Source organism: bacterium, assembly GCA_021158245.1.
GTDB lineage: Bacteria > Zhuqueibacterota > QNDG01 > QNDG01 > QNDG01 > QNDG01.
Window position 1 is genome coordinate 1 of sequence record JAGGVB010000044.1, and the last position, 22,704, is coordinate 22,704.

Consider the following 22,704-nt stretch of genomic DNA (forward strand, 5'->3'; position numbering starts at 1 on the left):
GAAGGACTCCTCCGAAAAGATCAGGGATATGAAACATAGGTTTCAAGAAAAGCAGGACAAATCCAATTCCTATCACCCACTGGCCCCATGCGACTATCTGACCGTAAGCAAGCTGCGGGCCGGCTTTCTCCCAGATTGTGGAAAGAGAAGGAATAGCAACTCCGAGAAAGAGAGCGGCAAATACAATGTTTATTAAAAATCCCGGGAGTTTAATCCATCCGGCAGTCCAGTCAGAGGGAATTGATGAACCGAAAATTTGAACAATAATAAGCCCTAAAATCCCCCCGATTATTGAAGCAGGCAGATACAATTTCTGAAACAGTTTTACTTTTACTCTTATTATTTTTCCTAAAACAAGTAATAAACATAGAAAAGAAAAGGATGTAACTATTGCCATGCTGCTGCCTCCCAGAATTTTTAAGGGGAAAATTATTTGCAATCATAATTTTAAATTTTAATAAAAAAAGATGAATAAACCAAGTTGTTTATGGGTTTATGTTGAAATGCATGTGAGGGGTAAGTTATAAAGTTTGTAAAGTTATAAAGTTTGTAAAGTTATAAAGTTCGTAAAGCTCATCAATTCTGTATAGTACTGATAAAAATCGGATAATGTTACAATCAAAATAATTTTCTTCTTGATATTGTGAACTCTATAACGTAAAATTAAACAGTTGAAAATGAAGGAGAAAATAGTGATAACCACACTCTACGTAAAACGAACCAGTGAAAATCCAAAGGCACTTTCCCTTTTGCATAAATTAAAGCACGAATCTTATCAAGGCCTGAAAAATATTCAGATAGAGACTGTTTACAGGCTGGAAGGTATATCTCAAAGCCAGGCTGAAAAACTTTTCCCCCTTTTCCATAACCCTGCAGCGGAAAGGATATCTTTTAAATCACTGCTTTCCCGCAAAGAGGGGACTGTGATAGAAATAGGCTTTCAGAGAGCTGTAACAGATCCTGAGCTGCCTTCAGTAATACACGGAGCAGAAGCCCTTGGAGTTGACAGCCTGGAATGGGTCAGAATTTTTCACAGGTATCAGTTTATAGGTGTATCGGAAGATACTGCAAGGCAGATTGCTGACAGGTTCCTGTACAATCCTCAAGTACAGGTAATCATCTCTCCTGGTGATAAATGGGAGACACTGAAACCCAGGGGAGAACCGGGCCCTGTTGAATCCATCTCTCTCAACGGGTTAAGCGACAGAGAACTTGAAAAGATGAGTGAAGAGAGACGGTTGCTTTTATCCCTTGATCAAATGAAAACTTTAAGGAGTATGGAAGACCGGATAAAGAGGCCGCTCACAGATGCAGAACTTGAAATGTTTGCACAAACCTGGTCTGACCACTGTTTTCACACAACATGGAAATCCCTCGGACTTTTAGAAAAGCTGTTTGCTGCTACAAATAAAATAAATCATCCTCTTGTGCTTTCCGTATTTGAGGATAATGCGGGAGCTTTTGAGTTTTACGACGGATGGGCACTTACAATCAAAGGTGAAACCCATAATTCGCCGACTGCTGTCAGCCCTTACGGCGGAATTATGACAAAACACGGAGGAGTAATCCGTGATACACTGGGCTGCGGGCAGGGTGCAAAGCCAATTGGCGGCACAACAGTAATGGGGCTTGGAGATCCGTTTATGAAATGGGAGGATGTCCCCAAAGGCGTACTGCATCCGAAAACAATCCTTTTGGAATCAATCAGAGGCACTGCGGATTACAATAATCCAATGGGAATTCCCATGATGTTCCCTGTTTATAAATTCCATAAAGGGTATACCGGTAAATGCCTTGCACTTGGACATTCCATAGGTATACTGCCTGCTGCAAGAGCGCTAAAAGGCCATCCGAAAGCAGGTGATATTGCCATCCTCATAGGCGGTTTAACAGGACGTGACGGACTGCACGGAGCAACTGTAAGCTCAGGCTCAATGAAGAGTGATACTGCTGTTGTTGATGCTGCACATGTTCAGATCGGCCACCCGATTGAAGAGCGTAAATTTATGGAAGCAATCCCTGTTTTAAGGGATTCTGACTGCCTGCGTGCAATTACAGATCTGGGAGCAGGAGGCCTTTCATCTGCAGTAGGAGAGATGGGAGCAGAAACAGGTGTGTGGGTTAATCTTGCGTGGGTGCCATTAAAGACAGAAGGAATGCATCCATGGGAGATCTGGATTTCCGAAAGTCAGGAACGAATGCTCTTGTGTGTGGCTCCGAACAAGGTGGATACGGCTTTTAATATACTTGACAAATATGAAGTTACATCTACAATTATCGGGAAATTTACAGATACAATGCGCTGTCAGATTATGTATGACCCCGAGCTTGACAATAATCTGGAAACTATGAAAGATGTTTCCGGCATCAACGGAGAGCTGGTCGTAGAACTTGATTTTTCAGTTCTCAGACAGGGCTGCCCTCTTCCCTCTATTTCTGCAGCACCGGAAATCCCGGAAAAGGAAAAAGCAGTTCCTGAGCCGATAAAAACATCGGATGATTTGGAAACAGCAATATTGAAGCTTATTTCACATCCGGATATCTGTGATCAGTCTGCTGCAGGTACCCAGTTTGATTCAACAGTGCAGGGTACAACTGTTATTGGTCCGTACGGAGGTGTTAACGGGCGCATGCCCAATGATGTCTGGGTTTCATCCCCTGTAAGAGGCAAACCATTCGGTGCAGTGTCAGCGCTTGGTTTCATACCCGGATACGGAGAAATTGATCCTGCAAAGGCTGCAAAACTCATGATACTTGAGCCTGTCACACGGCTTATTCTATCCGGAGTTTCTCCGCAGGAGATAGTACTGTGCGACAACTTTTATACCCCGCGTGTTAATGACTATATTGCAAGAGCCCTGTACTCAATGGTTGATATGTGCTGTGATGTATCAATAGAACTTGGTATGCCTTTTATTAGCGGGAAAGACAGCTCTTCAGGGACATTTATTGATGATCAGGGAAGAAGAATGGACATTCCTCCGACTCTTGCTGTGCTCGCTCTCGGCAGAATGAAAGATGTAGGTAAACTGGTAAAAAAGCCGTGGGCATCATCAAAAAGTAAACTCATTCTTGCAGGGGCGCTTACACATGTTCTTGGAGGTTCTCTCTATCTTGACAATTCAGGAAAGCATGGAGGGCCTCTGCCTGATCCGGATATTTCATACCTGATCGAATTCTGGAATAAACTCAAAATTTACAGAGAACGGGGGGACATACTTTCCGGCTCTGCAATTGGGCAGGGAGGGGTTATAAGAAGAGTATTCGAGATGTCTCTCGGAAGCGGTTTGGGAGCTGATATATCTCTTGAATCCATTAATGAACTTCTTAATCCTGACATCCCTGAAGCGGCTCTTTTTGCGGAAATGATCGGAGCTGTTCTTCTGGAAATTCCAGCGGAGAAGGCGGAATCAGCAGCAAGGGATCTTGGAGGGGCAGTAATAGGCGAGATTAAAGAAGAGCCTGTAATTTCTGTTGATACAGCGTCAATGTCTGTCTCAATAAGCCTTGAAACAATGATAAAAGAATGGGAGAAACCATTCCGGGAGATCATCCGATGAGAAAACCGAAAGTTAATGTTTTATATGCACCTGGGATTAATTGTCACAATGAGCTTATTGATGCATTCCGACTGGCAGGGGCATCACCTTCCCCATGCAACCTGACTTATGATCTTCTGGAGGGCCGAAGCAAACTGACAGATTGTGATATTCTTGCAATCCCGGGAGGTTTTTCTTTTGGGGATCATATTGCAGCAGGCCGGATTTTTGCCATTGATTTAAACAGCAGGCTTGAGGATCAGCTTATGGAAGTAAACGAGAAGAAGATTCCCGTAATAGGCATATGCAACGGGTTTCAGGTTCTTGTCAATACAGGCCTGGTTCCCGGATCAAAAGAGACAGGTTCTCCCGATTCTCTCCTTGACATGAATACTTCCGCTGTATTTGAAAGCAGGTGGGTTGATGTCTATGTACAGGAATCGAATTGTATCTGGACAAAAGGGCTTGAAGGAGAGAGGCTCAGGATTCCAGTGGCTCACGGAGAAGGCAGGCTGATTGTTCCTCCTGATTTTGATGATTCCATGACAGTGCTGAGATATGGTTCTTTTAACGGCACTTTGTCGTATCCGGATAATCCGAATGGTTCTCAGGGGGGACGAGCAGGAATATGTGATCCTACGGGGCGCATATTCGGGCTTATGCCTCATCCTGAGAGAGCAATATATCCGTGGCTTGGTTCTGAAGACGGGTTAAAGATTTTCAAAACAGGTATTGAAGCTGTACGCTGAATAATAATGCCTTCCCTTGAGGGTTTGGGAGGGTGTATAAAAGAAGTCCACGAATTACGCGAATTAACACGAATTAAAATCAGGGATAGTTATTGCTTTTGTGTCTTTCTTTCTCTATATCCTTTATACCTATATTCCCCCCGAAAAACACTTGCTTCCGGAGGACGCGCACAGCGTGCTCCTGCAAATGTTCGTACGTTCGCTAAAAGTCCGGGTTTCGGATAAATGGAGTTCCCCTCAAAGGAAAGTTTTACTTTATTCCTGCGATTTTATGAAATTTTTAATTATTGCTCCTTTGATTTCTCATGAAACCTTGATTTTTCTTGGAAAATATTGAATGTTTATTATAATTTCCTGCCCTATTCCGGTTTTTTGATACTTGCATTTCGTAAGCTAAAGTAGTATATTTAAATTCATTCTAAAAAAGGGGATATGGATTGGCAAAAGTCATTGCTATAGCAAATCAAAAAGGCGGGGTAGGAAAAACAACAACAGCTATCAATCTTGCTGCCTCAATTGCTGTGTCCGAAAGGAAAACACTGCTTGTTGATATAGATCCTCAGGCAAATACAACAAGTGGGATGGGAATTGACCACTCTGCTGTTGAGAAGAGCATTTATGAGATATTAATTCAGGATGAGAGCTGTGAAGAGGCTGTTGTACATACCGAGATATCCTTTCTTGACATTATACCTTCAAGTATACGTCTTGTGGGTGCTGAAATAGAACTTGTGACTGAAATAGGCAGGGAGCATGTATTAAAAAGAGCATTGAAGAATATAAGAGATAAATACGATTATGTTTTTATAGACTGCCCTCCCTCGCTAGGGCTTCTTACTATAAACAGCTTTACAGCAGCGGATGCAGTTCTTATTCCCATTCAGTGTGAGTATTTTGCTCTTGAAGGATTAAGCCAGCTTTTGAAAACAATAAGGCTTGTACAGAAAAATTTAAATCCGAAACTTGAAATTGAAGGTGTACTTCTTACAATGTATGACCCGAGGCTTAATCTTGCAAATCAGGTTGCTGAAGATGTGAGGAACTATTTTGAGGATAAGGTGTTTAAAACTGTAATACGGCGTAATGTAAGGTTAAGTGAGTCCCCGAGTTTCGGCAAACCCGTAATTTTGTATGATGCTGTTTGTGCAGGTACGGAAAGTTATATGAAACTGGCTGAGGAGATACTGAGCCATGAAAAGTAAACGACTCGGCAGGGGCCTTGGAGCTCTGATTCCACAAAATGCAGAAGGGGAAGAACAGCAATCAGCAGACAGTATTACGGATTTAGCATTATCTCTCATTACAGTTAATCCATATCAGCCGAGAACGGAATTTGATAAAAAGGCTTTGGAAGAATTAAAGAGATCCATAAAAGAGAATGGTGTTATACAGCCGATAACAGTCAGGCGTGCTGAAAAAGGATATGAGCTTATTGCCGGTGAAAGACGGTACAGAGCAGTTTTAGATCTTGGATTTAAGAGAGTTCCGGCTTATGTCATGGAAGTAAGTTCCGAAGAGAAGCTTCTGGAACTTGCTCTTATTGAAAATATACAAAGAGAAGATTTAAACCCCATTGAGGTAGCAAAAGCGTATAAGCAGCTGCAGGAGCAGTATGGCTCAACACAGGAAGAAGTCGCAGAAAAAGTCGGCAAGGACAGGGCGACAGTAGCAAATTTTATCAGGCTTTTAAAACTTCCAAAAGATATACAGGCGAGCTTAAAAGTAAAAGAAATTTCTATGGGCCATGCAAGAGCTCTAATGGGATTGAAAAAAGAACGGGATCAATTAAAATTATGGAAAAAGGTGCTTGCACAAAACTGGAGTGTCCGAAAAGTTGAGCAGGAAGTACAGAGTTTTTCCGAAAAAAAAGACGCTCACGAACCTTCTGCTCATAAAAGAAGAGATCCTTATATTGATGATATTGAAGAGAGGCTGAGGAGCTGTCTTGGAACTCAGGTTAGAATAAAAGCGGGGAACAAAGGCGGGCGAATAGAGATAGATTATTATACTAACGATGATCTTGACAGGATTATTGAGGCAATTGAAGGCGAGTAGAAAGAAGAATAATTATGAAGATAAGAAAGAGGAGAAGATATTTTTCCCTGATATTTGTTCCTGACCAGGAGAAGGACCCTAAAAGTATTTCCCTTACTTATTTTAAAGGGCGTGTTTTCCTTGCAATTTTGATACTGCTTGCAATACATGCAGTTGCAGGAGGATTAGCTTATTATAGAGTCTTCCGTCTTGGTAGAAATTTGGCAAAAGTAAAATACGAGAATAAAGAATTAATTCTTCAAAATAAAAAAATTGAACAAATTGCGCATGATTTTGAAGAAATAAGGCGTACTGATAAGAAGATAAGGAAAGCTTTCGGTACAACGCTGAATCTTTCAACTGCCGAACCTCCTGATCTCAGCGAAATAAGCAATTATGTAAAACCTGAAAATACAAAGCCTGCGCAAAGCAGTTACAAAGATGTGGTTATTGATGATCATGTGGGAACAATGCAGAACAATCTGTATTTTCTGACACACAGAGAGAGCGGATACTACAATCCCGGTTATCTTCCGACTTTATTACCTGTTGAAGGGTTTTTAACAACGCATTTTCAAAAAGGCGGCTGGTTTTCCGCAAGAAGCCATCTCGGGATTGATATTGCTGCAAAGAAAGGCTCTGTTATACGTGCTGCAGGTTCGGGGATTGTTCTGATAGCAGACTGGACGCCTGATTTCGGGAATGTTGTTATAATTTCTCATGGAAACGGGCTTTTTTCCTATTATGCGCATGCTATGCGTTTAATAGTAGGACAGGGGACAAGAGTGAAAAAAGGGGATATGATTGCACTGCTCGGCAGTTCCGGAATCAGTTCCGCACCGCATCTTCATTTTGAAATTTGGAAAGACGGAAAACCACTGGATCCGGAAAAATATATTTATGCTCTGCAGAGGCGGAATGTCGGGATGAATTAAATTATTAAGGAAAATAACAAATGGCAAAAACAAATTCTGAGTTTGGCAAAGGGGGAGAACTTAATACTATAGTCGGGAAAGGCACATCAATACACGGTGATATGCATGTTCAGAACAGTATTAGAGTTGACGGAAAAGTTCAGGGAAATATAACAACAACTGATACTATAATTGTAGGAAAAGAAGGAAGTGTTAAAGGTAATATTACTGCAAAAAATGTACTTCTTGCAGGCCAGGTTACAGGAAATGTAGGAGCAAAAGAAAAAGTGTTTTTACAGTCAACAGCAACAATAAATGGCGATGTCAAATCTTCCCATCTTGTTGTTGATGAGGGTGCAGTATTTGACGGTAAGTGCAGTATGTCGGATAATAAAACAGGAAGCTCTGCTGAAGAAGTAGTTCAGTAGGGAAAAATTCCTTATTATTTGTAAAAAATAACTCATTTTATATTTTATTTTATTATCGGCTTAATCCCCCCGGATTATAGCTGGAATTGTATTTCTAAGGCTGTTTTTGGCAAAAAGGTTGCGATTTATGTACCTGAGCAATATTTGGTATACTATTTGCGTTTAGCACGATTTGTAGGTTTTTATTCGGGCGATGTTCATGGATGAATAATTGACAAGAGGACAGGAAAATAAATGGTGCTTCATGGCCTTAAATTTCCGGCTGTGGATATCCCATCAAAATATATTTTAACATTTATGCAGAAATTTGTATAACGAAAGGATATTATAGATGGAAGTTAAATTAGAGAACCTTATTGAAAAATTAAGACAGGAGGGCGTTGAGGAGGCACAGCGCGCTTCTGAACAGATCCTGTCAGATTCAAAGAAAAAGGCAGATGCCATAATCAAAGAAGCTCGGAAAAAGGCCGACACTATTGTTGCAGATGCGGATAAAAAAGCAAAATCCTTCCAGGAAAACAGCGAGAGAGTTGTAGAACAAGCTGTTAGAGACAGTGTACTGCTTTTAAAGAATAATCTTTCCGATCTGTTTGATTCTGTTTTCAAAGAGGCTGTATCCGGTGTAATGGATGAGAAGTTTTTAAAGGATATGATTTTAAAGCTCGTTGAAAAGTGGAGTGAAGGCAAGGACCTTGAAATCGGCCTGAATAAAAATGACATTAAAAAACTTGAAGATGTGCTTTTTGCCGGTACAGGGGAAAAACTCAAAAATGGTATTACGCTTATTCCTGACCGGGATCTTGAAGCGGGTTTCAGAATCAGTGTTAAAGGTGATGACCTGTACTATGATTTTTCAGATGAAAGCGTGGGCGAGATATTAAAGAAATTCCTCAGCCCTAAAATTCAGGAAATACTGGAAGGGAAGAATGGATAAGTATTACTACTTTGTCTCTCAGCTGCCTGCTCTTGTTTTTGGGAAATCATCCTATATGGATATGGGGCTTTTTGTCGAAGAGGCGGAAAAGTGGCTTCCGGCAAAAGATATGACAAAACTGGTTACTGTAAATATCTCGAACTATGAGACAGAAAAAAATGATCCGCTTGTTGTAAGAAAATTTAAATATTTTGAAAAAGAGTTCAGAACCGATCTTGCACAGTGGAGAGAAGCACAGAAAAAGAGCCGGGAATATAAGCCGTCGCTGTTTAATGTTTCTGTTGTAAGGGAAGGAAATCCTCTTGAAAAAGAAGAGAATCTTTTAAAGCTGAGGTGGCAGTTCATTACGGATTTGGAGGAGGGCCATAATTTTGACCTTGATTTTTTACTCCTCTATTACATGAAGCTGCAGATACAGAACCGCCTGGCCATGTTTGAGCCGGAAAAAGGAATGGAACAATTTCAAAAATTATGTAAGGTATCAGTATGAGCAAAATACTTGGAAAGATAGTCGGAATAAACGGGAATATGCTGACTGTTGAAGTTGACGGGAGCATAACCCAGAACGAAGTTGCATATGTAATCCATGGTGATGAAAGATTAAAGTCCGAAGTAATCCGTATCCAGCAGAGTAAGGCTTTTTTGCAGGTATTTGAACAGACAAAAGGGCTGAAAGTAGGAGATTCTGTTGAATTTACCGGACAGATGCTCTCGGTTCAGCTTGGCCCCGGGCTTCTTGGCCAGATATATGACGGCCTGCAGAACCCGCTTCCTGAACTTGCCGAGGAATACGGATTTTTTCTTAAGAGGGGCGTTATACTGGATGCTTTGGGGAATGATAATAAGTGGGAATTTACTCCTTCTGTAAAAAAAGGAGATACGGTTTACGGCGGTGTTGTTATAGGAACTGTTCCTGAGACTCAGTTTACTCACAAGATTATGGTGCCTTTTTATCTTAAAAACAGATACAAAATTGTATCAATTGCTGGTAAGGGCAATTATACAATTGAAGACACTATTGCAACAATCCAGGATGAACGGGGAGAAAAGATAGATCTTAAGCTGCAGTTTACATGGCCTGTCAAGATGCCGATTACAGCGTATAAACAGAAACTCCTCCCTGAAGAGACTCTGACAACCATGACAAGAATTATAGACACTTATTTCCCTGTTGCAAAAGGCGGAACATATTGTATACCTGGCCCTTTTGGTGCAGGTAAAACTGTTCTCCAGCAGATTACAAGCAGGCATGCAGATGTTGATATTGTTATTATTGCGGCATGCGGCGAAAGAGCAGGCGAAATTGTTGAAACAATGCGGGAATTTCCAAAGATAACAGACCCGAAAACAGGCAGGTCTCTTATGGAAAGAACTATCATTATTGCGAATACATCTTCAATGCCTGTGGCAGCGCGGGAAGCATCTGTTTATACAGCAACAACAATAGGCGAATATTACAGGGAAATGGGGCTGGATGTTCTGCTTCTTGCAGATTCCACATCAAGGTGGGCACAGGCAATGCGTGAGGTTTCCGGACGTCTTGAAGAAATTCCAGGAGAAGAAGCCTTTCCTGCATATCTGGAATCACGTATAGCTGAATTTTACGAACGTTCAGGCCTTGTTGAGCTCTATTCAGGTGAAAAAGGAAGCCTTACTATCGGCGGTACGGTGAGCCCTGCAGGAGGTAATTTTGATGAGCCTGTAACTCAGTCAACTCTTAAAGTTGTAGGAGCGTTTCACGGTTTGTCAAGAGAGAGATCAAATGCAAGAAGATTCCCTGCAATTCATCCTCTTGAAAGCTGGTCAAAATATAAGAGTTTTATTTCTGACGAAATTGTGGAAAGAGGGCGAAACCTGCTTAAAAAAGGATCCGAAATACACCAGATGATGATGGTTGTAGGCGAGGAAGGTACTTCAATCGAAGATTTCGTAGTATATCTAAAATCGGAATTCCTTGATGCGGTATATCTTCAGCAGGATGCATTTGATAAAGTTGATGCTTCGGCGTCGCCAAAACGCCAGGAATATTTTGCAAAGAAGATTGATGATATATTGACTACGGATTTCCATTTTGAAAGCAAGGAAGATGCTCGAAATTTCTTTGCTGAGCTCAGACAAAAGTTTATTGACCTGAACTATATTGAAATGAGCAATGAGGATTTCCGGAAACAGGAAGAAGCCATTACAGAGTTGTTGGAAGGAATCACCAATGAGAAAAGTACATAATAAAATACTTAGCATTGCAGGAAATGTCATTACAGTCCGTGCAGAGGGGGTTGCCTACGAAGAGCTGGCAGAGGTGTCAACTCAGTGGGGAAAATCCCTTGCACAGGTGATCAAGATTGAGGGATATCTGGTCTCTCTGCAGGTGTTTGCCGGAAGCAGGGGCGTATCTACTAATGACGAAGTAAGGTTTTTAGGAAATCCTATGCAGGTCTCTTTTTCCGAGAACATGCTTGGCAGGATTTTTAACGGAAGCGGCGAGCCGAGAGACGGAGGCCCTGAACTTACAGAGCATCTTATTGAAATCGCAGGGCCGTCAGTAAATCCGGCAAAAAGAATAATTCCTCAGAGAATGATAAGGACCAACATCCCAATGATCGATGTTTTTAACTCATTGGTCGCATCTCAAAAACTTCCTATTTTTTCTGTCTCAGGGGAGCCTTACAATGAACTGCTTGCAAGAATTGCGCTTCAGGCTGAAGTTGACATGATAATTCTTGGCGGCATAGGGCTTAAATTTGACCAGTATATGTTTTTCAGAAATGCTCTTGAAGAAGGCGGGGCATTGAGTAAGTCAATATTCTTTATGAACACGGCATCCGAACCTGTTGTTGAGGGGCTTATGGTACCTGATCTTGCACTTGCTGTTGCAGAGAAATTTGCACTTGGGGGCAAAGATGTTCTTGTTCTTTTGACAGATATGACAAATTACTGTGATGCTTTAAAAGAGATTTCCATAACAATGGAAATGGTGCCTTCAAACAGAGGCTATCCCGGAGATCTTTACAGTAATCTTGCTGCACGGTACGAAAAAGCAGTTGATTTTGAAGGTGCAGGCTCAATCACAATACTCGCAGTAACAACTATGCCTGGTGATGATGTAACACATCCCGTGCCTGATAATACCGGATATATCACAGAGGGACAGTTCTATCTGAGAAACGGAAGAATTGAACCTTTCGGCTCGTTAAGCCGTCTTAAACAGCAGGTCAACAAAGATACAAGGGAAGATCACAGAGCGATTATGGATGGAATGATCCAGCTCTATGCGCAATATCTTGAAACAGAAGAGAAGCGTTCAATGGGATTCAGGATGAGTGATTGGGATCAGAAACTTCTTAAATACGGGAATATGTTTGAACAGGATATGATGGACCTTGCTGTAAATATACCTCTTGAACAGGCTCTTGACAGAGGTTGGGAAATTTTGGCAAAATGTTTTACTCCTCAGGAGAGCAGCATGAGAACAGATTTGTTAAAGAAATTCTGGCCAGGGAATAACGGAGAATCTGATACTGCTCCTGAAGAAACAGCAGAAGAATCCAGTAAGTCGCAATAGTCGGAGAGTACAGGATAAAAATATGGCAAAGATCCGGTTAACAAAAAACGAACTGAAAAAACAGAAGGATAACCTGAAGAGATTTACACGCTTTCTTCCTACGCTGGAGCTTAAAAAGAAACAGCTGCTTCAGGAAGTACTTAAATCACGGAAAGAGATTGAAACCCTTCGTGCAGAGTATGAAGAAAATGAGAAAAAAGTAAGCTCGTGGGCAGGTGTTTTTGCAGAGGATATTGATATCGAATCTCTAATAAAGGTTAAAGATATTATCACAGGTACCGGAAATATTGCAGGTATAGATATTCCTGTTTTTAAGGATATTAGTTTTGAGGATATCCCTTATGATTATTTTACAACTCCTCTATGGGTTGACGCAGGCCTGGATGCAATTAAAAAGCAGATTGCAATTCATGCAAAAATTAAAGTAATCGGAGAACAGCTTAAGATTATTCAGAATGAACTGAGAAGTACCATACAGCGCATTAAGCTGTTCGAAGAGGTTAAAATTCCTGATGCGAGGGAAAATATAAGAATAATAAGAATATTTCTTGCAGATCTGCAGACAGCGGAAGTAGTACGCGGAAAGATAGCAAAAACAAAGATTGCAAAGAAAAAGATATTAGAGAGCTTTGTATGATAGTAAAAATGAAAAAAGTCACCCTTCTTGTCAGTTCTCAAAATAGAGATAATGCTCTCTATAAACTTCGAAAACTTGGAATTCTCGATATCAAGAGAGTGAAGAGTGATACATCTGAAGATTTGAATGAGCTTGCAGTGCTTAAGTCAAATTTAATCAAATCAATCGCTATCCTTGATAATTTTGAATCGGGAAAAAGCAAAAAGCAAAAAGATATCCCGGGCCTGATAAATGAAGTAGTTCAAACCGATGCTGAAATAAGCAAAGCGAATTCCAGATTACAGGAGCTTGAACAAACTGCCGGATGGTTTGAATATTTTGGCAGGATTTCCCGCGGTACAGTTGAAACATTGAGGGAAAGAGGAGTATTTGTAACTTTTTATCAGACTGATAAGGCCGGATTAAAAAACATACCTGCTGAAAAAGAGATACACATCGCAAAAGAGCATGGAAGTATGGTTTTTTGTGCCCTTTTCAGCAGCTCTCCTGATGATAAACTTGATTTTAAAGAGATGGCTATTCCTGAAGTAGAACCGGATGTTCTGGAAAAGGAGATCCGCAGACAAAAGGAAGAACTGAAATCTCTGACAAAAAAGCTTCAATCCTTTGCGTCCTTTAAATCGGAGATTGCTGATTATGATAAAGTCCTTGAGAAAAAGATTGAATTCATTCAGGTTAAATCTTCCATGGGAGATGAGAATGAGTTTGCTTTTCTTCAGGGTTTTTGTCCTTTTGATGTAGTTGGTAATCTGAAAGAGAATGCCGATAAAGAGGGTTGGGCTTATATCATAGAAGATCCTGACGTCCCGGAAGATGTGCCGACACTTTTAAGAAATCCCCGATGGATGAGTATTGTACAGCCTCTTTTTGATTTTATGGGTACTTTACCGGGTTATAAAGAAATTGATGTAAGTTTAGTATTTCTCTGTTTTTTTAGCCTGTTTTATGCAATTCTCATAGGTGATGCGGGGTATGGTTTTGTCTTTCTTGGTGCAACAGTTCTTTTCAGGCATAAATTAAAGGATTCTCCTCCCCAGCCATTTTATTTGATGTATGTTTTAAGCACAGCTACAATTATATGGGGGCTTTTGTCAGGAACCTGGTTCGGATCGGAAAAGATATCACATCTGCCGTTTCTTAAAATATTTATTGTACCGCAGCTTTACAGCTTTTCTGATTTATCGCAAAGTTTTGTAATGAAACTTACTTTCATTATCGGAGCTGTGCATTTAAGTGTTGCAAGATTCATGGCAGCAATGAAGAGAATTAATTCTCCTACTGCAATAGCAGAGTTCGGCTGGATTGCAATTCTGTGGGGTATATTTTTTGTCGCCAATAATCTTATCCTCGGTACTCCGATAAAAGGTTTTGTTCTTCCTATGATAGGAGTTGGTTCATTTGTAGTTGCATTTTTTGCCAATTTTCAAAAAAATATTATTAAAGGGTTTCTAATTTCCCTTGGTAATCTTCCCCTTGATATAATAAGCTCTTTTTCCGATATAGTCTCTTATATCAGACTTTTTGCAGTAGGCTTTGCTACAGTTATTGTTGCAACAAGTTTTAATAACATGGCAGCAGGAGTGGGAGTAAGTTCAGTTTTCAGCAGTGCAATTACTGCTGTAATTCTGATTTTTGGCCATGGCTTAAATATAGTTCTTGGTATGATGGCTGTTCTTGTACATGGTGTGCGGCTTAATATGCTGGAGTTTTCCGGACATATAGGCATAGAGTGGTCAGGAAGGCCTTATACACCATTTAAGGAATAAGTTTTTACCTGATTGAAGAAATAAACATGAAAGGAAATGTCGATGAGCGGATTAGGTGACATGAATTTTTCGTTGATCTTTAGTGCAATAGGATCAGCATTGGGAACAGGTGTTGCAGGAATGGCGGCAATTGGAGCATGGAAAAAGGCGTTTTTGCAAAACAAGGCAGCTCCTTTCATTCTTGTTGCTTTTGTTGGCGCACCTCTTTCCCAGACAATTTACGGCATGATTTTAAGAAATGCTATTCAGAGCGCGAAATGGGCTGATGGTACGTATCACTGGCAGATATTGATCGGAGCTTTGGCAGGATTTGCAATGGGACTGTCTGCTTACATGCAGGGCAAGGCAGGTGCAAAGGCTTCGGACGCTTTGGCAGAAACAGGCAAGGGCTTTGGTAATTATATAATGGTTGTAGGAGTAATTGAAACAGTTGCTCTGTTTGTAATGGTTTTTGCAATGACATCATTGCCCAAGTAACATTGTTTTATAAAATCAATAATGAAATCCAGATCGGGGTAAATATCCCCTGATCTGGTGTTTCATTATTTGTACGTATATGTAAAAAATGTCAATGTTATTGTTAATTGCAATGTTTTATGCTATGTTGATTAAAATAGAAGTGATATAATCCTTGCAAAATAAGTTTTCATTAATTACATTCTATTTTATGCTATATTCAACAGGCAGAATATCTTGTATGCCTGGATAATTTGTTAATGAATAGTAAGTACGGTATTATTTTTGCAGTTGTTCATACTCCTTATAGAAAATTGGGTATTTTGAAGGAAATTTGTTATTATTATATAATTAGTGGTAAAAATCACGACATATTATTCATGCGGGTTGAGAAAAACAGTGAATTTTTATAAAAACAATATCTTATTATTTTTTACCAGAAAAATAATTATGCCTGGGCTTATACTGTCAACTGCAGCCGGCCTTTATTCGCAGGAGATTAGCAATTTTTCAAAAAAGAGCGGAAGCTACTATTTGCATTTGAAGTCAGGTGAATTTCAGAAAGCAATGCTGCCGAGAGAAAGATTTCTGCTTGATATTGCAAAAAATATAACAGAAGAATTGAAAACGCGACAAAGCCACGGATTGTCTGATGGGCTTGTAAATATTGATGCTACTGTTTCTCCTGGAAAGAAGGTTGTTGAAAACTACATTGACGAGCTCCAGGGTACGGTTTCTCTTCTTGATGAAATATCTTCTCTTGAGCGGAAGGCAAGACAAAAAGTTAATTTTAAAGTGCTTGATGCTTTGTCTAAATTGCGGGAAAGAGTAAAAAATATTGTGCGCGGAAGTATTAATGCTGTAAAAATACAAGAGGCATCAAAGAGTGAAACTGCACAAAAAGCCGGAAAACAAATTGGAAATGGAAATGTTGGGAAAGTGTCTCAGGCTGATGCAGTATTTGGTATTAGTAGGCCGAATCCTGCAGATATTTTTGAAGAATGGAAGTACAACAGAATACTTGAATATAAAACAAGGTTGTCGAGATGGGAGTTTTTACGTGTTAAATTAATGGAATCGGCAACTCAGACAGAGTATGACAGGATGTTCCGCAGGGCATTAAGGTCTGCTCTGGAGCATTATCAGGCAGGTGACCTGAAGACTGCGAGAATTGAATTTGGTGATATTTTAAAGACATATACTCATATTCCAATCCTTGATGATGTTCTATATTTCAGCGGGGAAGCTGCTTACGGAAGAAATTTTTTTGATGAGGCAATACAAAAATATACGTTGGTTGTCACGTTATACCCAAATTCCGAATATGCTCCCAAAGCTTTTGTAAAACTGATATTTATTTATTCCATATACGGAAATTTTAACAAGATAGACAAATACTACGACCAATTGATTCCCATAATGGATAAGCTTGATCCTGAGCGTATAAGTGTTGTGTCATACCTTTCAGGATACTCTCTGTTTAAGGTAGGCCAATATGAAAAGATATTCAAGTATCTTAGGAATGTTCCGGAGGGAACAACATACTATTATCCTTCCCTTTATCTTGAAGCAACCTGCTATGCAAACCTCGGGCAGACAGAACGTGCAATAGGTATTTTTAATAAATTGATAAATGAAGAAAATAGGGGCGGAAAGGATGTTATTCTCGGACAGATAAAAAATAATTCCCTCCTTAAAATGGGGCTTATTTATTACGACCAGGGTAATGATGAATTAGCTGTTTCTTATTTGGATAGAGTGAAAAAAAATTATTCGCATTATGATCTTACAGTACTCGGCAAGGCATGGAGTGAGTACAGGGCGGGAAAGCCGGGAGAGGCTTTGCGTGACGTTGAAACACTTCTGAAAACATCAATGGTGTCAAATTATGCATACGAAGCAAAAGTCCTTGCTGCAAGCGTAAAAGATCTGCTTGGATATTCCGAAGAAGCAATGCAGGATATGAAGGATGCATATCAGATAGGTACACTTGCCGGGAAGGTGCTTAATCCTGCAGGTTCCAAAGGAGATATTTCTGAAAAGAGTTTAAATGTATCTCCAAAAGAGCAGCAGCAGCAAAGACTGCTTAAGGAAGTATCAAAAATCAGGAGCTTCCTGCACGGCGCAGTTTCATGGCAGGATCGGGGGGCATCGGAAGATCAGAATGCAAGAAATAAAAGGCAGGGCGGAGATGTACAGAACCTGCTGTCAAAAATCGGAGAGCTTGACAGGCTTGAAGAACTTGCAAGAAATAATCATGACAGCAGACTTCTCGGAGAAGTAAGAAGCCTGAGAAGCGGGCTGATTAAAGCAGTTCAGGATCAGACAGAGCGTTTTGCAAATGAATCCGGCGGAGCAGGCAACAGATCAATAGTAAGCAGAATTGGATTAAATGAGTATTTAAGATATACTTTTCAGGCGCTTATTTCGGAAATGATGAGAGAAAAGAAAAAGACAATCAGAAATATCAAGGGGGCGGGAGAGATTTTAAACAGGGCAAAAGAGGAAGATAAATTTTCAATTTTTATCCGTGCGGAGATAAAAAAAGAGGAGTTGGAGGATTATTACAGACGGCTCAATCAATATGAAGTGTGGCTTAAGGAGAATTTCCCGAAAGAGGAGAATGTTGAGATTGATAAATGGGCAAGCTTCAGCGGATACGGTATCAGCAATATTAATTTCATGCGGATTAAGGAGTACGACAACCGTATTGCAGATATAGCTCAGGTTATAGATAATATTGACGGTATTTTTATAGCAAAGCGTAAAGATCTGGACAATCGTATTCAGGGATTGCTGAGTGATGTTCAGAAAATTGAAGAGCAGATGCAGATTGAATCGCTAAAGCGGCAAAAATCGGAAAAAGACAAATTTTTCAAGAATGAATATTTTATTAAACAAAAGAGAGAGTCCGCCGCAGGAAAATTAAAAGAGAAGCCGGATGAACCGAGAGTGAAAAAGGAATGATGACTTTTCGGATTAAAAATATTTCAGCGGCATTACTGTTTTCCCTGATAATCGGCAGCGGTTTTGCACAAACAGTCGGGACAAAGTCGGATTCCAGTTTCTGGTACCTTTCTTTGCCTGAGCTTCAGAGTTACAAAGCCTATTATGCTCAGGAACTGGAGCAGCTTCAGCAGGAGAAGATGAACCTTATAACCCGCGGAATTGAAGACGGAGAACGCCTTCTTGCATCGCGCCCTGATACTAAAGTGCTTGATGAAATACTTGCCCGCCTTGCAAATCTGTATTATTATAAAGAAAAGAACGATTATCTTGTAAAAATGGAAGGTTATGACAAGGTGCTTCAGGATTACGAAAACGGAAAGGCTCCAGGTGTACCTGAAGAACCAGCCATGACATTTACGAAATCTCTGTCAATTTATCAAAGAATCCTTGATGAATTTCCGAAAAGCAAGCTTGTTGATGATGCAGTATACAACAAAGCCTTCCTGTTTGAAGAGATGAATAATCATAAAAAAGCAAATCAAATTTATATGCATCTGATTGAAGCATATCCGGAAAGCCCTTATGTGCCAGAATCACTTATGAGGCTTGGTGAATACTATTTTAATCCTCCTTTAAACGATCTTAATACGGCAATAAAATATTACAAGAGAGTCCTCAATTATAAAAACAGCCCGAGATATGATGAAGCTGTTTATAAAATAGGATGGGCATATTACCGCCTTAGTAAATATCCGGAGGCTATAAGCTATTTTACAACACTTGTTGAAGATATGCAGGCTGTAAAAGCTAATGACCCACAGCTTTTTGCCGGCAGAATAGACCTTTCTTCCGAAGCAATAGAATATGTTGCAATAAGTTTCATTGATTTTGGAGGCCCTCAGAAAACACTGGAATACCTGCGGGGTATTGGATCACCGGTCTGGGGCCGGGATGTTCTTGAGAAACTCGGCGATGTTTACATGAAGGATAAAGAGGAGTATAATAAAGCTGTAGAAGCTTACAATAAGTTTTTGGGTTATGCTCCTTTTTCAGGGGGAGCGCCTGTTGTTCAGCAGAAGATTATTACTTGCTATCAGATTCTTGAGAATAAAAATGATCTTTTTTTTGCAAGGCAGAAGCTCTTTCTTAATTATAAATCGAATACAAACTGGTGGAAAAAGGTTAATGATGCTGCAGCAAAGCAGAAAGCGCTGGAACTTGTGGAAAAGGCCATCAGGGCCAATTTTAATACAATGGTCAGAAAGGCTGAAAAGGCATCCAGTTATGATTTGTTCAGGGAAGCTGTAACTTTAGGGAAGAAATATCTTGATGAGCTGCCGGAAAATATTAATGCTTATTATGTCAGGTGGAATATTGCTCTTATCCTTGATACAAGATTGCATCAGTATAAAGATGCACTTCAGGAATATCTGACGATAAGCCTTGTGTATAATTCTGCTAAATATGAAAAATTTGCAAGGGAAAAAGGGCTGTCAACTTTTAAAGATGCAGCAGAAAATGCAATTGTTGTTGCTGATTCACTTGTACAGCAGGAGCGGAGAAGTGCCGGCTATAAAATTACATCTGCTGATTCTGCAAAAGATAAAGCTGCAGAGCCACTTACTTCTGCTGAAAGCTGGCTTGCAATGGCTTTTGATAACTATCTTAAACTATTCCCATTTGATTCCAGTACACCAAAGGTGTTGGCAAATGCCGGTGCCCTGTACTATGTTCACAATCAATTTGCAGAAGCATTAAAATATTTCAAAACTTTGGTAAAATATTTTCCGCACAGTGATGAAGTACACAAGGTACAGTTTTCAATTATGGAAAGCTATTTCGGGAAAAAGGATTATACCAGTGCTGAGGCACTTGCAAAAAGAATGCTTAACCAAAATATGCCTGATTCTATGAAAGCCAGGGTTGAAAAAAGGCTGGGTGAGTCAATCTTCCTCAAAGCACAGGCACTTGCAAGCAGCGGGCAGAAAAAAGAAGCAGCCGATGAATTTTACCGCATGGCACTTGAAACACCCAAAATTGAATTTGCGGACAGGGCACTTTTTAATGCAGGCAAAGAGTTCGATTCAGTAGGGAATTTTGATTCTGCAATTCGTGCTTATGAGCTTTTAAAAATATCATATGCGGATTCTCCTTTTCTAAAACCTTCACTTAATAATCTTGCAATTGATTATGGGCAGGTAAAAGAGTATACAAAAGGCGCTAAATGTTATGAAGATCTTTACAGCCTGCTGACTAAGGGTGAAAAAGCAAGAGATGTTCTTTTTAACACAATTGTTTTTCTTGAGAAAGCGTCAGATTGGGTAGGTGCTCTGGAGAAGAGCAAGCTCTATTCAATAGAGTATAAAGATTCTCCTGATGCTCCGGATGTGTTCTATAAAAGGGGGACTTATCTGCTGGCAATGAATGATACAACCGGAGCGATTAATTTCTATCATCAATTCCAGACTGTTTTTTCTAATTCACCTTTGTGCGTTCCTGCAGCTTTCGAAGAAGGAAATTTAAGCCTCAGGATAGGATGGAAGCATAGAGCTGAAAATTCATTTATGAGAGCCTATAAGCTTTGGAATATATTAAAGGATAAGGATTCTGAAAAGTACAGCTATTCTGCATGCGACGGATTGTTCAGGGCAGCAGAGCTTGCAGAAGAAAGATTTGATGCAATTGGGTTTTATCTTCCGGAACAAAAGCTGAATAATTCAGTAAAACAAAAAAAAGCACTTTTAGACACTTTGACAGGAAGGTATACAAATGTAATTGCATTTGCAAATTTCAGATTACCTCAATCTATATACAAGATTGGGTATGTGTGGGAGAAATTTGCAGACACCTGGGCTGATCAGGAAATACCTGTGCTTGATCCTACAAAGTATGCAGTAAAGAAAAGTGATATAAGCAGGGAGACCACGAATTTATTAAGAAGAGCTTTAAAGTCGTATCAAACAGCAGAGAGAACACTTGAGAAATTAATGAAAGAAACGGGTTTTACTCAGGATAAAAAGTCATTGAATGATTCCACAATACAAGACAGCTTAAAAAACCTTACAAATAAGTGGCTTGAAGCTTCAAAGGAAAAAATTACAGAAGTGCTTTTTAACCTTGCAGAAGTAAACAGGGAATCAATTCAGCATTTGTTGACTGCGCCAATACCTTCCGGTATGTCTAATCTTGAAAGAGCGGAATACAGAAGCCAGGTTCTGATAAAAGCAATAAAACCCCTGATTAATCTGGTTATTTCTGCTCATTACAGGAATTTACAAGTTTCGGACAGCCTTTCCATATCAACCAAATGGACTAAAGCTTCAAGAGTTAAAGCACTGGAAGGGCTGACTCTTCTTACAGAAGAATATGAAGATCTTACATTCGATACCTTCCACTATTTTGATGTTCTGAAGGAAAAGTATACGGAAAAGGCACTAAAAAATGGGGAAGCTGTTCCTCTTGAGAGTGTAAATGCAATAATTAACATGCTTGAATTAGCCTCAAAATTTGCCAAGGCAACGATTGTTTTTGCAAAAAACAGTGTGTATAGAGGGCAGAAAATCGGTGTACCTGATACTTCTGTTATGAAGATACAAAAATCTATTGTTGATTTCACTCTTGATGTATCAGACAGTGTTGAAACATTGATTAAATCATGCCTTAGAGAACACAGTATTGCAGATTCAATATTCAGCAAAACAGGAGAAGCAATTTATGAAGATGCCCTCGCTGCGTATGAAGACGACATATATTTTCTGCAAGATCATCTAGAAGGCATTCTTCAGCAGGCACTTTCAACTGAAGAGCAATTTGCTTCACCCACTCCAGGAGCAAGATGGATGGCGATTGAGCTTGTCAAATTATCACCTGATGAATTTTCAAAAAAATACAGTGTTACTGTTGAGGCTATTAGTACAAAACCGGATACAAGCTGGAGATTTAAAATTGTAACAAGAAAAATAAAGAAAAAAGTTGATCAAAAGTGGGGAAAATACAACCCATCAATGGCAGATTCTTCTTTTTGGTTGTCTGATTCCATAACTCTGTCTTATGGAGATACGGTAATATCAGTACAGGATGTTGATACCCTAATGCTTTTGAAAAGCGTTGATGTCAGCGGCATTCCGATAACCGGGAAGATTACAGTACCTCCGGGGCAAGGGATTTCAATGATTTTTAACAAAAAAGTTCTTAAAAAAGAGTCATATGAGACGGTATTCCCTGTCAGTTCATTAATAAAAGAGGGTGAAAACAGGACGATTGCAGGCTTAATGGGAAGGAAGTTTTTAACTATTGCACCTGTTATAGATATTAGGTATATTCCTAGCTGGGCTCTTCCAGTAAAGGAGAAATCAAAATGAAGTATATTATATTGATTTTGATTGGTTTAACACTATATTCTATACCTCTGCATGCAAGTTTCAGGCCTGTTTTTCAGGACACGTTAAAATCAAAAAAGGCAAAAGTAAAAACACAGATTAAAAAGAACGGGAAAAAGCAGAACGATGAGATGGTGCTTGATGAGATTACGATCAAGGGCAGAGTTGATAAACCAGGTGTTATAATAGTCCCAAAGAGGGTAGAACCTGAAATGACTAAAATAGAGCTTGAGAGAAGTTTTAGTAAAGAGATAAAAGAAGGAGTCGGTGAAATTTCAAAACCGGAAAAAGAATTAAAGGAACTTGACAGGGTAAAAAGTATAAAAAAGACATTGAAACGAAAAAGAAAATAAATTT

17 protein-coding genes are annotated in these 22,704 nt (G+C 39.7%); 16 read left to right on the forward strand and 1 reads right to left on the reverse strand.

Annotated features, from left to right (window positions below):
• Positions 1 to 397 (reverse strand): sodium:glutamate symporter (locus J7K93_02175; GenBank protein MCD6115797.1); only part of this gene is annotated, 397 nt, incomplete at its 3' end.
• A 280-nt stretch (positions 398 to 677) separates the two neighbouring features.
• On the opposite strand from J7K93_02175, the gene J7K93_02180 reads away from it, so the two are divergent.
• From J7K93_02180 to J7K93_02255, 16 genes are all read left to right on the forward strand, one after another.
• Positions 678 to 3,560, forward strand: a complete 2,883-nt coding sequence (locus J7K93_02180; protein ID MCD6115798.1) for a hypothetical protein — start codon at positions 678 to 680, stop codon at positions 3,558 to 3,560.
• Positions 3,557 to 4,288 carry a phosphoribosylformylglycinamidine synthase I gene (gene purQ, locus J7K93_02185; GenBank protein MCD6115799.1) on the forward strand — a complete coding sequence of 244 codons (732 nt, stop codon included), beginning with the start codon at positions 3,557 to 3,559 and terminating at the stop codon, positions 4,286 to 4,288. Before J7K93_02180 ends, purQ begins: the two co-directional genes overlap by 4 nt.
• 437 nt (positions 4,289 to 4,725) lie before the next feature.
• Entirely contained in the window at positions 4,726 to 5,490 is a 765-nt protein-coding gene (locus J7K93_02190) for a ParA family protein (GenBank protein ID MCD6115800.1), read from the forward strand.
• Positions 5,480 to 6,343, forward strand: a complete 864-nt coding sequence (locus tag J7K93_02195; protein ID MCD6115801.1) for a ParB/RepB/Spo0J family partition protein — start codon at positions 5,480 to 5,482, stop codon at positions 6,341 to 6,343. The genes J7K93_02190 and J7K93_02195 overlap by 11 nt, the downstream gene beginning before the upstream one ends.
• Positions 6,344 to 6,357: 14 nt before the next feature.
• Positions 6,358 to 7,257 carry a M23 family metallopeptidase gene (locus J7K93_02200; GenBank protein MCD6115802.1) on the forward strand — a complete coding sequence of 300 codons (900 nt, stop codon included), beginning with the start codon at positions 6,358 to 6,360 and terminating at the stop codon, positions 7,255 to 7,257.
• Positions 7,258 to 7,277: 20 nt separating this feature from the next.
• Positions 7,278 to 7,664, forward strand: a complete 387-nt coding sequence (locus tag J7K93_02205) for a polymer-forming cytoskeletal protein (protein ID MCD6115803.1) — start codon at positions 7,278 to 7,280, stop codon at positions 7,662 to 7,664.
• A 331-nt stretch (positions 7,665 to 7,995) separates the two neighbouring features.
• On the forward strand, positions 7,996 to 8,598 hold the full coding sequence (locus J7K93_02210; GenBank protein MCD6115804.1) for a DivIVA domain-containing protein: 603 nt from the start codon (positions 7,996 to 7,998) through the stop codon (positions 8,596 to 8,598).
• Positions 8,591 to 9,088 carry a DUF2764 family protein gene (locus J7K93_02215; protein MCD6115805.1) on the forward strand — a complete coding sequence of 166 codons (498 nt, stop codon included), beginning with the start codon at positions 8,591 to 8,593 and terminating at the stop codon, positions 9,086 to 9,088. The genes J7K93_02210 and J7K93_02215 overlap by 8 nt, the downstream gene beginning before the upstream one ends.
• On the forward strand, positions 9,085 to 10,824 hold the full coding sequence (locus J7K93_02220) for a V-type ATP synthase subunit A (GenBank protein ID MCD6115806.1): 1,740 nt from the start codon (positions 9,085 to 9,087) through the stop codon (positions 10,822 to 10,824). The genes J7K93_02215 and J7K93_02220 overlap by 4 nt, the downstream gene beginning before the upstream one ends.
• Positions 10,808 to 12,160, forward strand: coding sequence for a V-type ATP synthase subunit B (locus J7K93_02225; GenBank protein ID MCD6115807.1), 1,353 nt, complete (start codon positions 10,808 to 10,810; stop codon positions 12,158 to 12,160). The genes J7K93_02220 and J7K93_02225 overlap by 17 nt, the downstream gene beginning before the upstream one ends.
• Before the next feature lie 22 nt (positions 12,161 to 12,182).
• On the forward strand, positions 12,183 to 12,797 hold the full coding sequence (locus J7K93_02230) for a V-type ATP synthase subunit D (GenBank protein MCD6115808.1): 615 nt from the start codon (positions 12,183 to 12,185) through the stop codon (positions 12,795 to 12,797).
• On the forward strand, positions 12,794 to 14,563 hold the full coding sequence (locus J7K93_02235; protein MCD6115809.1) for a hypothetical protein: 1,770 nt from the start codon (positions 12,794 to 12,796) through the stop codon (positions 14,561 to 14,563). The genes J7K93_02230 and J7K93_02235 overlap by 4 nt, the downstream gene beginning before the upstream one ends.
• Positions 14,564 to 14,599: 36 nt before the next feature.
• On the forward strand, positions 14,600 to 15,040 hold the full coding sequence (locus tag J7K93_02240; GenBank protein ID MCD6115810.1) for a V-type ATP synthase subunit K: 441 nt from the start codon (positions 14,600 to 14,602) through the stop codon (positions 15,038 to 15,040).
• Between the two features lie 429 nt (positions 15,041 to 15,469).
• Positions 15,470 to 17,986, forward strand: coding sequence for a tetratricopeptide repeat protein (locus J7K93_02245; protein MCD6115811.1), 2,517 nt, complete (start codon positions 15,470 to 15,472; stop codon positions 17,984 to 17,986).
• Positions 17,983 to 22,329 (forward strand): tetratricopeptide repeat protein, encoded by a 4,347-nt coding sequence (locus tag J7K93_02250; protein ID MCD6115812.1) that lies wholly within the window; start codon positions 17,983 to 17,985, stop codon positions 22,327 to 22,329. The genes J7K93_02245 and J7K93_02250 overlap by 4 nt, the downstream gene beginning before the upstream one ends.
• Positions 22,326 to 22,700, forward strand: a complete 375-nt coding sequence (locus tag J7K93_02255) for a hypothetical protein (GenBank protein MCD6115813.1) — start codon at positions 22,326 to 22,328, stop codon at positions 22,698 to 22,700. The genes J7K93_02250 and J7K93_02255 overlap by 4 nt, the downstream gene beginning before the upstream one ends.
• The last annotated feature ends 4 nt before the right edge of the window (positions 22,701 to 22,704 follow it).